Raw genomic sequence first — 14,292 nt, 5'->3', positions numbered from 1 at the left:
CCCGGCGTTTTCTTCTGAATATGTGGGTTGGTCAGACCTTGCTGTGCAGCAATTCGCCCTTGCGCGCGGCAGGACGTTTGCGCGGCTCGGCGACGTTTGCCGCGAGCTGGTGGATGATCGGGCAGTCGGGACGGTTATCGCCATGGCAGTTTTGCGCCAGATGGCGCAGCGTATCGGCCATTTCCTGCAGCTGCAGCATTTTGGCTTCCAGTTCCTCGACATGGACGAGCGCAACTTTCTTCACATCGGAAGAAGCGCGGTTGCGATCACGCCAGAGCGCCAGAAGTTCCTTGATCTGCTCGACCTGAAAACCGAGATCGCGGCTGCGACGGATGAAGCGCAGCGTCTCGACATCTTTTTGCGTGTAGACGCGATAGCCGGAACCTGTGCGTTCGGCAGCCTCGATAAGCCCGATGGTTTCATAATGGCGGATCATCTTCGCCGATATGCCCGATGCTGTGGCTGCCTGCCCGATATTCATTCCGTTCCTCATCCAATGGTCATTTACGACGATATAGGAATGCAATGCGGCTATTCAAAGGGGGCTGGTGCGGTTCAGGCGTCGGTTCCGGCCTGTTTCATGAGATAATGTTCAAGGGCCTGAAATCCGTCGAAGATCAAAATGGCCAGCGCCGCGACGACAAGGCCGCCTTGCAGCACGAAAGCAAGATTGTTGGAGATGAGACCGGCGATGATGACTTCGCCAAGCGTCCGGGCGGCCACTGTCGAGCCGATGGTGGCGGTGGCAAGGCCGATCACCGCCGATAGCCTTATTCCGGCAAGAATGACCGGCATGGCAAGCGGCATTTCCACTTTGACCAGACGCTGCATTCCCGTCATGCCCATGCCGCGCGCCGCTTCCACGACAGGCGCAGGCAGGGTGGTGAGCCCGGTCAGCGTGTTCTCGAAGATCGGCAGCAGCCCATAGAGAAACAGCGCGATCAGCGTCGGCTTGTCGCCGAAACCGAAGATCGGCACGGCGAGCGCCAGCACCGCAACGGGCGGAAAGGTCTGGCCGATATTCACCAGACTGCGCGAAAGCGGCAGAAACTCCGCGCCCTGCCGTCTTGTGACGAAGATCGCCATGGCGACGGCCACCAGCGTGGATATCAGTGTCGCCAATGCCACCAGCCCCAAATGCTGCAAGGTCAGCGTCATCAGATTGGCGCGGTCATAGATGACGGGCGCGCCATCGCTGACCAATGGGCGGAAGACGGGTTCGAACAGATGCGGCTGCATCAGAAAGAGCAGCAGCATCGCCAGAAGCGCCAGCCGTGGAATGATGGAAATGAACAGCCTCATGCCGGGCGTTCCGCTTTTCGCAACAGCTTTTCCAGTGTGACGCGGCCAAGCGGTCTGCCGTCTGCGTCCAGAACCGGCAGAGCATTGCGACCCGACCATAAAAGCTCGGCCAGCGCATCGCGTTGCGAGGCGGAAACCGGCATGGCGTCGCCGCTGGCATCACCCGGTTGCAGGACCGTCTTGAGATCGGTGAGCGAGAGCAGGCGGAAAGGGCGTTCGCCGGTGCCGACCAGCCTTTCGACGAAGTCCGTCGCGGGTCGCGCCAGAATGTCCGCAGGCGGGCTATATTGCAAAAGCTTGCCGTCATCCATCACCGCAATATGGTCGCCAAGCGAAATGGCTTCCTCCATATCATGCGTGACCAGCAGGATCGTGGTGCCGAAACGGCGCTGGATCGCCTTCAGGTCTTCCTGCGCCTTGGCACGGATGACCGGGTCGAGCGCGCCGAAAGGTTCATCCATCAGCAATATGTTCGGCTCCGCCGCCAGCGCCCGGGCGACGCCGACGCGCTGCTGTTGCCCGCCGGACAGTTCCTGCGGATAGCGGTCGCGATAATCCGCCGGTTCAAGCTGAAACAAATCGAGCAGTTCATCGACGCGGGCATCGATACGCTGTTTCGTCCAGCCGAGCAGAACCGGCACGGTGGCGATATTTTCCGCGACCGTGCGATGCGGGAAAAGCCCGTGCTGCTGGATCACGTAACCGATCCGCCGCCGCAAGGCGTGCCCCGGCTCGTCCATATTGCTGTGCCCGTCGATGCGAATTTCGCCTTCGGTCGGCTCGACGAGACGGTTGACCATGCGCAGCAGGGTCGTCTTGCCTGAACCGGATGTGCCGACAATGGCCGCGATACTGTGCGGCTCAACGGAAAAGCTGACTGCATCGACGGCAGCGTGACCGTTATAGCGTTTGGTGATCCGGTCGAACTCGATCATGCGGCGGTTCCTTTTCCGGTCATTTCGATAGCCGCGTCGAGCACGACGGCAGCGGCAAAGGCCAGCAGAACGGTCGGCAGCGCGCCGAGCAGCACCAGATCCATGGCCGTTTGCCCGATCCCCTGAAAGACGAATGTGCCGAAACCGCCGCCGCCGATCAGGGCGGCAATGGTGGTCATGCCGATATTCTGCACCATCACGATGCGGATGCCGGTGAGGATCACCGGAAAGGCTAGTGGAAATTCGGTTTTGAACAGCCGTTGCAGCCGCGTCATGCCCATGCCGCGCGCGGCATCGCTGACCGGTGCTGGCACCTGCGCGAGCCCGGCCACCGTATTGGCGACGATGGGCAGCAGCGAATAGAGAAACAGCGCCACGAAAGCGGGAGCGGCCCCAATGCCGCGAATGCCGAGGCTTGCCGCCCATGGCGCGTTGGCCGCAAGCCAGCCGAGCGGTGCGATCAGAATGCCGAAGAGCGCCATGGAGGGAATGGTCTGCACGATGTTGAGGCTGTTCAGCACCAGTCCGCGCAGCCGTGGCACACGGTGGCAGACGAGGCCAAGCGGAATGCCGATGATCGTCGCTGCGACAAGCGAGCCGAGCGCGAGTTCCACATGACGGCGGGCTTCGTTCCAGAAACTGTCGGCGCGGCTGAGATATTCCTTCATGAAGGACAGATTGTCCCAAAATCCCGAGGCGAGCAGCGCATAAAGAAGAAGGGCCGCGAGTATCAGCAAGCCCACACGCATGAGCGGTCGCACTTGCAAGCGCACCAGAGCGTCGGCAACCGAAATGCCGCTGGCAAACAGCAGCAGCCAGAAGCCCGATGCAGGTGAAACGCGGGCATAATTATTGCCGTCGGGTGAAAGATGTGTTGCCGCAAGCCCGATCGCGATCAGGATGGCGGCAAGGCCGACAAGGCTTGCGCCAAGCCGCAGCATGGCTTTGGCCGAGAAGAGGCCAAAAAGCAGGACCGCTGCCATTATGCCAAGCAAAAACAAGGCTTCGGCCATCGGCAAGGCGTCGAGCACAAAGCGCGGCTCGCCCTGCACGATGCGGTTGGCGCGGAAATTGGCAAAGGGCAGCAGCAGCCCGGCAATGGACAAAACCGCGATGACGAAGCCAAGCTTGTCGACATGGCCGAACAGGCCATGCGAGGCCTTTTCAGCATTCGCCGAATTGGAATGAGGGACTGCGATTCTATCCGGCAACGGGTCGCCTTTATCCGCCTATTTCAAAAAGCCGTTCTTCTTCAGGAAGTCTTCGGCGACCGCCTTGGCCGGTTCACCGCCCAACTGCACGCGACCGTTCAGTTCCTGCAGCGTGGTCAGGTCGAGCTTTGCGAAAACCGGCTTCAGCAGTTCTTCGATCTTCGGGTTCTTTTTCAGCACGTCCTCGCGGATGATGGGTGCGGGCTGATACACGGGCTGCACATGCTTGTCATCTTCCAGCACCACCAGCCCGGATGGGGCGATGCCGCCATCGGTGCCGTAGACCATGGCCGCGTTCGCGCCATTGGTCTGGTTGGCGGCGGCGGCAATGGTCGCAGCCGTATCGCCACCGGACAAAGTGATCAGCTGATCCTGCTTCAGCGCGAAGCCATAGGCGGTCTGGAAGGCGGGCAGGGCGGCAGCCGAATTCACGAATTCCGACGAGGCGGCCAGAATGACCTTGCCGCCGCCAGAAGCATATTTGCCGAAATCGCTGAGACTGGCGAGCTTGTTTTCGTCCGCCACATCCTTGCGCAGTGCAATGCCCCAGGTGTTGTTGGCGGGCGAAGGCGACAGCCAGACAATCTTGTTGGCGTCGTAATCGAGCTTCTTTGCCGTCTCAAACGCCTTGGCCGGGTCTTTCCAGAGCGGATCGTCTGCCTTGTTGAAGAAGAAGGCCGCATTGCCGGTATATTCGGGGTAAATATCGATCTCACCGGCCACGATTGCCTTGCGCACCACCGGCGTCGCGCCGAGCTGAATACGGTCGGTCGTCTGAATGCCGTTGGCGTTGAGCATGGCGAGAATGATGTTGCCCAGCACGCCGCCTTCCGTATCGATCTTGGATGAAACGACAACCTGTGATTGTGCTGGATTTGAAAGTCCCGTCGCGCCCGCAATCAGGGTGACTGCGATGGCTGCGCCCTTCAGAAGACCTCGGTATGACATTTTCCTCGTCCCATATTGCTTAATTGTGTTCATGATAAACTATAGCGCGACCGCAAAAAGGAAACCTTGGGTGGAACCGGCTCCTGACAGCTGTCTGTCAGGAGGACTGGCGGGCAGGCAAAAAGCCATCGTTATTGCGCGGGGCGTCATGTCGCGAAATGGTGCGCATGTCGTATTTATGGCGTCTTTTGACGCAAGCCTGCTGTCGGGTTTTCACAGGACACAATAGAAATATCATCAAAGGCTTCGCATGTGCCGTCAGGGTGCTTGCAGCCGCGAAACTGGTGGTTGTTCATGTCCCGCTTTTCTGCAGCTTCTATTATCAAAAACGCGCTTTCCGGTAACAAGAACTGGGACCCGCAATGGCCCAATGCCGAACCCAAGGCCGAGTATGATGTGATCATCGTCGGCGCGGGCGGTCATGGTCTGGGTGCCGCCTATTATCTGGCCAAGGAACACGGCATCACCAATGTCGCCGTGATCGAAAAGGGCTGGCTCGGCGGTGGCAATACGGGGCGCAACACCACCATCATTCGCTCCAACTATCTCTATGACGAGAGCGCGCATCTCTACGAACATGCGGTGAAGCTGTGGGAGGGGCTCAGTCAGGACCTCAACTACAACGTTATGTTCTCACAGCGCGGCGTCATGATGCTGGCGCATACGGTGCATGATGTGCAGAGCTTCAAGCGCCATATCCATGCCAACCGCCTCAACGGCATCGACAATGAATGGCTGTCGAAAGAAGAAGCCAAAGAATATTGCCCGCCGCTCGATATTTCGCCCAATGCCCGCTATCCGGTGGTTGGCGCAACCTTGCAGCGTCGCGGCGGCGTGGCCCGTCATGATGCGGTGGCCTGGGGCTATGCGCGCGGCGCGACCCAACGCGGCGTGGATATCATCCAGAATTGCCCGGTTCTATCGATCCGTCGTGATGCTTCTGGCCGTGTGACCGGCGTTGAAACCGCGCGCGGTTTCATCAAGGCCAAGAAGGTCGCCGTTTCGACCGCAGGCAACACCTCGGTCGTCATGGATACGGCTGGTGTGCGCATGCCGCTTGAAAGCTTCCCGCTGCAGGCGCTGGTGTCCGAGCCGGTCAAGCCGATCTTCCCCTGCGTGGTCATGTCCAACACCGTCCATGCCTATATCAGCCAGTCCGACAAGGGCGAGCTGGTGATCGGTTCGGGTACGGATCAGTACACTTCCTACAGCCAGCGCGGCGGCCTGCCGCTGATCGAGCATACGCTGGCGGCGATCTGCGAAATCTTCCCGATCTTCACCCGCATGCGTATGTTGCGCAAATGGGGCGGCATCGTCGACGTCACCCCGGATCGCTCGCCGATCATCGGCAAGACGCCGGTTCCGGGCCTCTATGTCAATTGCGGCTGGGGCACCGGCGGCTTCAAGGCAACGCCGGGTTCGGCGCATGTCTTTGCCCACACCATCGCTCGCGACGAGCCGCACTGGATCAACGCGCCGTTCACGCTCGACCGTTTCAAGACGGGTCGCCTGATCGACGAAGCGGCGGCTGCCGCAGTTGCGCACTGAGGAAATATCGACATGCTTTTGATCCGTTGCCCTTACTGCGACATGGAACGTCCGGAACTCGAATTCGCCTATGCGGGCGAAGCGCATATTGCGCGTCCTGCCGATCCTTCAACCTATTCCGACGATGAATGGCGCGATTTCCTGTTCACCCGCTCAAACCCGCGAGGGACGCATTTTGAACGCTGGCGGCACATCAACGGTTGCGGCCGCTTCTTCAATGCGGTGCGCGACACGGTGAGCGACAAATTCGTCACGACCTATAAGGCCGGTGAGCCGCGCCCTGTATTGGCAGAAACTCCCGCTGCGGAGACGAAATAATGACCGACATGCGTTTGAATAATAAAGGCCGCATCAACAAGGCGAAGCCCGTGCGCTTTTCCTTCAACGGCAAGACTTATAGCGGCTTTGAGGGTGATACGCTTGCATCCGCGCTTCTGGCCAATGGCGAGCATCTGGCGGGCCGTTCGTTCAAATATCACCGTCCGCGCGGCATTCTTTCTGCCGGATCCGAAGAGCCGAATGCACTGATGGGCGTTTCGCGCGGAGAGGGCCGTTACGAGCCGAACACCCGCGCCACGGTGCTGGAGCTTTATGACGGGCTGAAGGCGGAAAGCCAGAACCACTGGCCGTCGCTGAAGCACGATGTCGGCGCGGTCAACGACGCCTTCTATATGTTCTTCTCGGCAGGCTTCTACTACAAGACCTTCATGTGGCCGAAGAGCTTTTGGAACAAGGTCTATGAGCCTTTCATCCGGGGTGCTGCCGGTCTCGGCAAATCGCCGTCCGAGGCCGATCCCGACAGCTATGCCAGCCGTTATGCCTATTGCGACGTGCTGGTGGTGGGCGCCGGGCCTGCCGGTCTTGCCGCAGCCCTTGAAGCCGCCAAGAGCGGCGCGAAAGTTTTCCTCTGCGACGAGCAGGCGGAAATGGGCGGCTCGCTCCTGTCCGAGCCGGAGCCGGTCATCAATGGCCGCACCAGCTGGGACTGGCTGAACCAGACACTGGCAGCACTGGGCGCGATGGCGAATGTCACGCTTTTGCCGCGCACCACGGCGATTGGCTATTATCATCAGAACATGGTCGGCCTTTGCCAGCGCCTGACCGACCATCAGGCAAAGCCTGCCGCCAATGCCCCGCGTGAGCGCATGTGGCGTGTCCGTGCCAAACAGGTTGTGCTGGCGCAGGGCTCAATCGAAAAGCCGCTGGTCTTTGCGGGCAATGATCGTCCGGGCGTGATGCTGGCCGGTGCCGCACGCACCTATCTTAATCGCTACGGCGTCAAGGTCGGCGAAAAGGCTGTCGTTGTTACCTCGCATGATTCCGCCTGGCTTGCGGCCTTCGATCTCGCGGTTGCGGGCGTGAAGGTACCGGCCATTATCGATGTGCGCGATCAGGTCGCCGACAGTCTGGTGAACCGCGCCAAGATGCTCGGCATCGAAACGCTGACCGGCTGGACCGTCAGCGATACGGCGGGTCGTCATCGTGTTTCCTCCGTTCGTGTCAATCCGGTCAAAAACGGTTCGGTCGGCGCGGCGCGCACCATTGCTTGCGATGTCGTGCTGATGTCTGGTGGCTGGAATCCGAGCGTGCATCTTTTCTCGCACACCAAGGGCTCGCTCATCTGGGATGAGGAACGCCAGATCTATCTGCCGGGCGAACGCACGGAAGAAAGCCGCTGCGCCGGTGCCGGTAACGGCAATTTCGATCTTCAGGCTGCGCTGCGCGAGGGTGCCGTCAGCGGTGCGGCTGCGGCAAGCGATGCCGGACACAAGACGAAACCCGCCGAATATGCGGTGGCGGGCGATTTCGTCTGCGCGGGCGTCAATTGCCGCGAGCTGCCGACAGATCGCGATCCCGGCAAGGCAAAGGCCTTCATCGATTTCCAGAACGACGTGACCGCCAAGGATATTCGTCTGGCCGTGCGTGAGGGTTTCCGCTCCATCGAGCATATCAAGCGCTACACCACCAACGGCATGGCGACAGATCAGGGCAAGACCTCGAACATCAACGGTCTCGCCGTTGCGTCCGATGCGCTCAGCCGTCCCGCACCGCAGGTCGGTTTGACGACCTTCCGTCCGCCCTATACGCCGACGACCTTCGGCGCTTTCTGCGGCTACAATCGGGGCAAGCTGTTCGACGTGACGCGCAAGACGCCGATTGATCCATGGGCGGAAGAACAGGGCGCTGCTTTCGAGCCGGTCTCGCTGTGGCGTCGCGCCTGGTATTTCCCCAAGACGGGCGAAGACATGCACAAGGCCGTCGCGCGCGAATGCAAGGCCGTGCGCACCAGCCTTGGTATGTTCGATGCATCGACGCTCGGCAAGATCGAAGTGGTCGGCCCGGATGCAGCCGAATTCATGAACCGCATGTACACCAATCCATGGACGAAGCTCGGTGTCGGGCGCTGCCGTTACGGTCTGCTGCTCGGTGAAGACGGCTTCATCCGCGATGACGGTGTCGTCGGCAGGCTGTCGCAGGATCGGTTCCACGTCACCACCACCACCGGCGGCGCGCCGCGTGTGCTGAACATGATGGAGGATTATCTCCAGACGGAATGGCCGGACCTCAAGGTTTCGCTGACCTCCACGACTGAACAATGGGCCGTGGTGGCGCTGAACGGACAGAATGCGCGCAAGCTGATCGAACCGATGGTCGAGGGCGTGGATATTTCCGACGAAGCCTTCCCGCATATGTCGGTGGCGGAATGCACATTCCTCGGCGTACCGGCGCGTCTATTCCGTATGAGCTTTACCGGCGAACTCGGCTTCGAAATCAATGTCCCGTCGCGTTACGGCCTGGCTTTGTGGAAGGCGCTTTATGAAGCGGGCCAGAAATACGACATCACGCCCTATGGCACCGAAACCATGCATGTGCTGCGCGCCGAAAAGGGCTATATCATCGTCGGTCAGGATACGGACGGCACGGTGACGCCGGACGATGCCGCGCTCGGCTGGGCCATCGGCAAGCAGAAGCCGGACTTCGTCGGCAAGCGTTCGCTGGCGCGCCCGGACATGCTGAAGAAGGATCGCAAGCATCTGGTCGGCCTGCTGCCGAAGGACCCTAAGCTGGTGCTGGAGGAAGGCGCGCAGATCGTCGCCGATCCGAAACAGGCCGTGCCGATGACCATGCTGGGCCATGTCACTTCGTCCTATTGGAGCGAGACGCTGGGCCGTTCCTTCGCCATGGCGCTGGTTGCTGGCGGCAAGGATCGCACGGGCGAAACCATTTATATGCCGATGCCGGATGGCAGTGTGCATGAGGCGGAAATCACTGGGCTCGTCTTTTATGACCCAGAAGGCAAGAAGCTGAACGGATAAGGATCGCATCATGCTGCAACAGACCAACCCTTTTGCGAGCCGCGCGGTTGCCATTCCGGGCAAGCTCGATATCCGTCCGGCTGCTGATGGTGCGCGCTTTGTCCTGCGCTTCAAGCCGGAAAAACTGGCGCTGGCGGAAAAGGCGCTCGGCGCAAAAATCCCGGCAAAGATTGGCGGGCTTGTAAAAACCGGCGAGATCGCCGTCGCCTGCATCGGACCGGATGAATGGTATATCTGGGCCGATGACGGCAAGGCCGCGGAGATCGTCGCGGCCTTCGCGAGCCTTTACGAGACAGAACCGCATGCGCTGGTCGAGGTAAGCCATCGCGAGACCGGCATCGACATCACCGGCGCGCAGGCCGAATGGCTGCTCAATGCCGCTTCGCCGCTCGACCTTGCTTCCATGGCCGCGCCCGGTGTGGCGCGCACCATCTTCGACCGCGTGCAGATCATCCTCCTGAAATGGGATGCGGATCACTACCGGATCGAAGTGTGGAACTCGCTTGCCGACCATGTCTGGACGCTGCTCGAAACCGCAAGCCGCGAAGTCGAACTGGCGATCTGACCGTCTTTCGCATTTTCTTTTTAGAGAGCTGAAAACGCCGTCCGTTTCGGGCGGCGTTTTTGTTTTTAGGGCAATTTCAGTCTTGCCTTCTATAAATCCATATGTGAAGATTATATTTACATAAGAAATTCATGAGGAGGGAATTTCCCGATGCCGGAAAATGAACTGCCGCTGAGCGGGCTCGTTGTTGTGGATATGAGCCAGTTTCTGTCGGGGCCTTATTGCTCGCTGCGGCTGATGGACCTTGGAGCGCGGGTCATCAAGATCGAGCGCCCGGACGGCGGCGACCTGTCGCGCAGGCTTTATCTGAGCGATACGGAGATCGGTGGCGATTCAACGATTTTCCACGCCATCAATCGCGGCAAGGACAGTCTGGCGCTGGACCTGAAAAATCCGGATGATGTGGAAGCGCTGAAGAAGCTCATCACCAAGGCCGATGTTCTGATCCAGAATTTCCGTCCTGGCGTCATCGAACGCCTCGGGCTTGATTATGAATCCGCCAAGGCGATCAATCCGCGCCTCGTCTATGCCTCCATCAGCGGCTATGGCGAGGAAGGTCCTTGGGTCAAGCGTCCCGGGCAGGATCTGCTGGCGCAGGCGCGTTCAGGCCTGATGTGGCTCAATGGTGATGAAGGGCAGGGACCGGTGCCGTTTGGTCTGGCTGTCGCCGACATGCTGGCAGGCGCTGCGGTGGCGCAGGGCATTCTCGCTGCACTGGTGCGGCGCGGCATTTCCGGCAAGGGCGCGCATGTGGAGACAAGCCTGCTCGAAGCGCTGGTCGATTTCCAGTTCGAAGTGCTGACCACCCATCTCAATGACGGACGCCGTTTACCAAAACGTTCCGATTTCCGCAGCGCGCATGCTTATCTCTCTGCACCTTACGGGGTCTATCAGGCGGCGGATGCCTATCTCGCCATTGCCATGACGCCGATCCCGAAACTGGCGGCGCTGCTGGAGGCCGACACGCTGGCGCCCTATGCCGACGATCCGTCGAGCTGGTTTACCAAGCGCGATGAAATCAAGCGCCTGATCGCCGACCGCATCGCCCAGAAGACGGTGGATGAATGGCTGGCCATTCTGGAACCGGCGGATATCTGGTGCGCCCGCGTTCTCAACTGGGAAGAGCTTCTGTCCAGCGACGGCTTTTCGGTTCTCGACATGCTGCAGACCGTCACGCGTGAGGATGACGTGTCCATCACCACCACTCGCTCGCCGCTGCGCATCAACGGGCAGCGCCACAAGGTGGAACGGGCAGCGCCGCGCGTCGGAGAAAATAGCAAGGCAATTCGTGAGGAATTTGGTCTATGAGTGCGATCAAGCTGAAAGGCATGACCTGGAGCCACCCGCGCGGTTACGATCCGATGGTTGCCGGCGCCACGCAATGGCTGAGCGACAAGGGCGTCGAGATCGAATGGGAAAAGCGTTCCTTGCAGGATTTCGAGACCTTTCCGGTCGAGGAATTGGCGCGCAATTTCGATATGATCGTGATCGATCATCCCCATGTCGGCCAGATCACCAAGGAAGGCTGCCTGCTGCCGCTCGATGTGCCGGGCCGCGAAGCCGAGCTGGAGGCGCTGGCCGACGGTTCGGTCGGGCAATCCTTCCCAAGCTATAACTGGCAGGGCCATCAATGGGCGTTTCCGCTCGATGCGGCCACGCAGGTTCAGGCATGGCGTCCGGACCTGATCAAAAAGCCCGCCACAAGTTGGGCCGAAGTGCTGGAACTGGCGCGCGCGGGCAAGGTGCTTTTGCCATTGCGCTCGCCGCATTCGCTGATGTGCTTCTATACATTCGCTGCCAATAACGGTTCGCCTTGTGCCACCGAGGGCGCGTTGATCCGCCTTGAAGACGGCGTGACGGCTTTTGAACAGCTTCGGGAAATCGCTGCGCTGGTGAAGCCGGAATGTTTCAGCATGGACCCGATTGCGGTGTTCGAAGAAATGGCAAAGCCCGATTCCGGCATTGCCTGCGTGCCCTTGATCTATGGATATGTGAACTATGCCATGCCGGGTTTCCGCGACCGTCTGATCCGTTTTGCCGATATTCCGGCAGGCGTGAAGGGTGTCGTGGGTTCGGCTCTGGGCGGAACAGGTATTGCCGTCTCGGCCTTTACGAAGAACCCGCAAGCGGCCATCGACTTCGCCTATTGGATAGCGAGCGGCGCAGTGCAGAAGGGGCTTTATGCTGCTTCCAACGGCCAGCCCGGCCATGCGGAAGCATGGGAAGACGACAGCGTGAATGCGGCCACGTCGGACTTCTATCGCGACACCCGCGCAACGCTTGAAGGGGCGTGGGTGCGCCCACGCCATGACGGCTATATGCCGTTTCAGGAAGCAGCGTCAGAGCGCATCAACAAGGGGCTTCAGGGCCATGAACCGGCAGAACAGGTGATCGCCGATCTGAACCGGCTGTTCCGCGAAAGCTTCTGACGGCTTGTATTGATCGACCTCTCCATCCCCTCATCCTGAGGAGCCTCCTGAGCTTGCGAAGGAGGCGTCTCGAAGGGTGAGGAGCCAGGCACTGTGTTTCTTCTCGTTTCCTATCCCTCGATCCTTCGAGACGTCTCCCCGAGCTTCGCTCAGGGAGCCTCCTCAGGATGAGGGTCGAGGAGAAAGCTATTCTCGTCTACTTAAAGGTTCCAGATACGGCGCGCGTTCTCAGACAGAAGGCGCGCTTTTTCGTCCTTGCCACAGCCTTCAAGCAGGGTGTGGGTCGTCGCCACCCATGTCGAAAGTCCGGCATCGATAGAGCTTGCAAGCGTGCAGACCGGCCAGTCGCTGCCCCATACCACTCGGTCCCAGCTGAACGCCTCGATGACATGTTCGACATAGGGGCGGATGGTTTCGGCAGTCCAGCTTTCAGCATCGGCATAGGCTACCACACCGGAAATCTTCGCCACCACATTCGGCCTGCGGGCAATCTCGGTGATGCCTTTCTGCCAGCTTTCCAGTGCGCCCGACTTGATGTCCGGCACGCCGCAATGGTCGAGCACGAATTGCAGGCCCGGCGCCAGATCCGCAAGCGCGGTGACCTTGTCGATCTGATGCGGCAGGGTGCAGAGATCGAAGGTCAGACGCGTATTGTCCATGCGCTTGAGGTTTTCGCGGAAAAGCGCGCCTTCGGAAAGCTCGTCCGGCACGACATGCAGAACGCGGCGAAAGCCTTTGACAAAGGGATCAGCAAGCTGGCGCTCAAGATAGGCGGCAAAGCCGTCTTCTTCGGGGCGGCAGGATGCAATCGCGCCTTTGATGAAGCCGCCATTTGCGATGGAAAGCGCCCGAATATGGTCCGTTTCGGCCTGAATCGCTTCGGGCGCGACATCCACTTCCATATGCAGGGCGGCGGCGATGCCGCAGCGTTCCGCCTGCTGCCGGTAGGTGTCGAACAGAAAATCCCGATCAAGCGCTGGCACGTCGCCTAGCCATGGATAGGTGAGCGCGCTTTTGTCGATCAGGTGCAGATGGGTATCAATCAGCATAGAGATTCCTCCTATCCCGATATTTTCAAAAAAGAAGATAGTTTTCAAATAAGAATTTAGGGCGTGGTCCGACCCGGACGGAACCAGCCCTAATCGAGTGTGGAAAGATCTGCGCCCACCAGCTTGGACAATTCCTGCACCGTCTTTTGCAGCAGCGTGATGGTCTGGGTAATGTCGGGCGAGGCACCGGAATTGACCAGCGTGACATAGGGGCAGGTCAGCGCCGCGATGCAGGTGCCGTCTGGTCCGAGAATGGGCGCGGAGAGGTTATAAACGCCTGCAACCTGGGCACTTGGCATCATTTCATAGCCGCGCTCACGGATCTGGTCGAGCCGCTCATAGAAGCTTGGATCGAGATCGACGGTCTCGCCATCCTTGCCATATTCAGCGATCATCATCTTGCGCTCTTCCGGCGAACGGAAGGCAAGCAGCACATGGCCGGAACCCGTGTCGAACAGGCTGATATGCGAGCCGACGCGGATCGAAATGCCCCAATAGTCCGGCGCTTCCTGCTGGGCAATCACCACCACGGAACCGCGGTCGAACACGGCAAGCTGGTTTGCCTGCTTGGAACGGTCGGCAAGCTCACGCATGAAGGGCGTTGCGAACGAGGCGAGGCGGCGCACCGGCGCGTGCAACTGGGCAAGGCCGAACAGTTTCAGCGTCAGCGAATAGCGGTCACCCTCTAGCTTGGTGACATAGCCGCGTTTCACCAGCCGGTCGAGCATGCGGTAGAATTCGTTCGGGCTGCGATCCAGATGCTTGGCGATCTCGGCCTGCGTCAGTCCGCCGTCCACGCCTGCCAGCAATTCGAGGATATCAAGGCCCTTGTCGAGCGCGGGCGCGCGGTAGCGGTCATCGGTTTCCAAATGCGTTCCCCCAAGGTGGCTCTTCGTGAATTTCGTCATTCATATACAAACATTTCCGACTGCGAAAGTCGTATATCGGCGATAAAACGCCTTGACCGTTCTTGAATACTATGTTTGCA

General features: G+C 59.9%; 13 protein-coding genes. 6 read left to right on the top strand and 7 right to left on the bottom strand.

Going from position 1 to position 14,292, the window contains the following annotated elements; genetic code table 11:
• Positions 1 to 31 precede the first annotated feature (31 nt).
• From cueR to osmF, 5 genes are all read right to left on the bottom strand, one after another.
• Complete coding sequence (cueR, locus tag FIC94_RS07200) at positions 32 to 481, bottom strand: Cu(I)-responsive transcriptional regulator (protein WP_109368231.1); 450 nt, start codon at positions 479 to 481, stop codon at positions 32 to 34.
• A gap of 74 nt (positions 482 to 555) precedes the next feature.
• The gene (locus FIC94_RS07195) at positions 556 to 1,302 is read right to left on the bottom strand and encodes an ABC transporter permease (RefSeq protein WP_140024423.1); all 747 of its coding nucleotides are present in this window, start codon (positions 1,300 to 1,302) and stop codon (positions 556 to 558) included.
• Positions 1,299 to 2,237: an ABC transporter ATP-binding protein gene (locus FIC94_RS07190; protein ID WP_140024422.1), complete on the bottom strand. Its 939-nt coding sequence runs from the start codon at positions 2,235 to 2,237 to the stop codon at positions 1,299 to 1,301. Before FIC94_RS07190 ends, FIC94_RS07195 begins: the two co-directional genes overlap by 4 nt.
• A complete protein-coding gene (locus FIC94_RS07185) occupies positions 2,234 to 3,436 on the bottom strand; it encodes an ABC transporter permease (RefSeq protein ID WP_235891972.1) in 1,203 nt (400 codons plus the stop codon). The genes FIC94_RS07190 and FIC94_RS07185 overlap by 4 nt, the downstream gene beginning before the upstream one ends.
• A gap of 30 nt (positions 3,437 to 3,466) precedes the next feature.
• Positions 3,467 to 4,396: a glycine betaine ABC transporter substrate-binding protein OsmF gene (gene osmF, locus FIC94_RS07180; protein ID WP_140024420.1), complete on the bottom strand. Its 930-nt coding sequence runs from the start codon at positions 4,394 to 4,396 to the stop codon at positions 3,467 to 3,469.
• A 294-nt stretch (positions 4,397 to 4,690) separates the two neighbouring features.
• On the opposite strand from osmF, the gene FIC94_RS07175 reads away from it, so the two are divergent.
• From FIC94_RS07175 to FIC94_RS07150, 6 genes are all read left to right on the top strand, one after another.
• Complete coding sequence (locus FIC94_RS07175) at positions 4,691 to 5,944, top strand: sarcosine oxidase subunit beta family protein (RefSeq protein ID WP_109368235.1); 1,254 nt, start codon at positions 4,691 to 4,693, stop codon at positions 5,942 to 5,944.
• 12 nt (positions 5,945 to 5,956) lie between these two features.
• Positions 5,957 to 6,262 carry a sarcosine oxidase subunit delta gene (locus FIC94_RS07170; RefSeq protein WP_140024419.1) on the top strand — a complete coding sequence of 102 codons (306 nt, stop codon included), beginning with the start codon at positions 5,957 to 5,959 and terminating at the stop codon, positions 6,260 to 6,262.
• On the top strand, positions 6,262 to 9,261 hold the full coding sequence (locus FIC94_RS07165) for a sarcosine oxidase subunit alpha (protein WP_140024418.1): 3,000 nt from the start codon (positions 6,262 to 6,264) through the stop codon (positions 9,259 to 9,261). The genes FIC94_RS07170 and FIC94_RS07165 overlap by 1 nt, the downstream gene beginning before the upstream one ends.
• Before the next feature lie 10 nt (positions 9,262 to 9,271).
• A complete protein-coding gene (locus tag FIC94_RS07160) occupies positions 9,272 to 9,826 on the top strand; it encodes a sarcosine oxidase subunit gamma (protein WP_140024417.1) in 555 nt (184 codons plus the stop codon).
• Between the two features lie 150 nt (positions 9,827 to 9,976).
• Positions 9,977 to 11,134 (top strand): CaiB/BaiF CoA transferase family protein, encoded by a 1,158-nt coding sequence (locus tag FIC94_RS07155; RefSeq protein ID WP_140024416.1) that lies wholly within the window; start codon positions 9,977 to 9,979, stop codon positions 11,132 to 11,134.
• A complete protein-coding gene (locus tag FIC94_RS07150) occupies positions 11,131 to 12,255 on the top strand; it encodes an ABC transporter substrate-binding protein (protein WP_140024415.1) in 1,125 nt (374 codons plus the stop codon). Before FIC94_RS07155 ends, FIC94_RS07150 begins: the two co-directional genes overlap by 4 nt.
• A gap of 200 nt (positions 12,256 to 12,455) precedes the next feature.
• Here FIC94_RS07150 and FIC94_RS07145 read toward each other — a convergent pair whose 3' ends face one another.
• Both FIC94_RS07145 and FIC94_RS07140 read right to left on the bottom strand, forming a co-directional pair.
• The gene (locus FIC94_RS07145) at positions 12,456 to 13,304 is read right to left on the bottom strand and encodes an amidohydrolase family protein (RefSeq protein ID WP_140024414.1); all 849 of its coding nucleotides are present in this window, start codon (positions 13,302 to 13,304) and stop codon (positions 12,456 to 12,458) included.
• Positions 13,305 to 13,393: 89 nt separating this feature from the next.
• The gene (locus FIC94_RS07140; protein WP_171316747.1) at positions 13,394 to 14,212 is read right to left on the bottom strand and encodes an IclR family transcriptional regulator; all 819 of its coding nucleotides are present in this window, start codon (positions 14,210 to 14,212) and stop codon (positions 13,394 to 13,396) included.
• Positions 14,213 to 14,292: the final 80 nt, after the last annotated feature.

This window comes from Ochrobactrum teleogrylli (assembly GCF_006376685.1).
GTDB lineage: Bacteria > Pseudomonadota > Alphaproteobacteria > Rhizobiales > Rhizobiaceae > Brucella > Brucella teleogrylli.
Note: the sequence above shows the minus strand (reverse complement) of the source record. Positions and strands in the feature narration are given on the sequence as shown.

Excerpts from the sequence above, each read along its gene's own strand:
- FIC94_RS07175 (WP_109368235.1), top strand. The coding sequence starts at position 4,691 with ATGTCCCGCTTTTCTGCAGCTTCTATTATCAAAAACGCGCTTTCCGGT.
- FIC94_RS07140 (WP_171316747.1), bottom strand. The coding sequence starts at position 14,212 with ATGACGAAATTCACGAAGAGCCACCTTGGGGGAACGCATTTGGAAACC.
- FIC94_RS07165 (WP_140024418.1), top strand. The coding sequence starts at position 6,262 with ATGACCGACATGCGTTTGAATAATAAAGGCCGCATCAACAAGGCGAAG.
- FIC94_RS07195 (WP_140024423.1), bottom strand. The coding sequence starts at position 1,302 with ATGAGGCTGTTCATTTCCATCATTCCACGGCTGGCGCTTCTGGCGATG.
- FIC94_RS07160 (WP_140024417.1), top strand. The coding sequence starts at position 9,272 with ATGCTGCAACAGACCAACCCTTTTGCGAGCCGCGCGGTTGCCATTCCG.
- FIC94_RS07145 (WP_140024414.1), bottom strand. The coding sequence starts at position 13,304 with ATGCTGATTGATACCCATCTGCACCTGATCGACAAAAGCGCGCTCACC.
- FIC94_RS07170 (WP_140024419.1), top strand. The coding sequence starts at position 5,957 with ATGCTTTTGATCCGTTGCCCTTACTGCGACATGGAACGTCCGGAACTC.
- FIC94_RS07150 (WP_140024415.1), top strand. The coding sequence starts at position 11,131 with ATGAGTGCGATCAAGCTGAAAGGCATGACCTGGAGCCACCCGCGCGGT.
- cueR (WP_109368231.1), bottom strand. The coding sequence starts at position 481 with ATGAATATCGGGCAGGCAGCCACAGCATCGGGCATATCGGCGAAGATG.
- FIC94_RS07190 (WP_140024422.1), bottom strand. The coding sequence starts at position 2,237 with ATGATCGAGTTCGACCGGATCACCAAACGCTATAACGGTCACGCTGCC.
- osmF (WP_140024420.1), bottom strand. The coding sequence starts at position 4,396 with ATGTCATACCGAGGTCTTCTGAAGGGCGCAGCCATCGCAGTCACCCTG.
- FIC94_RS07155 (WP_140024416.1), top strand. The coding sequence starts at position 9,977 with ATGCCGGAAAATGAACTGCCGCTGAGCGGGCTCGTTGTTGTGGATATG.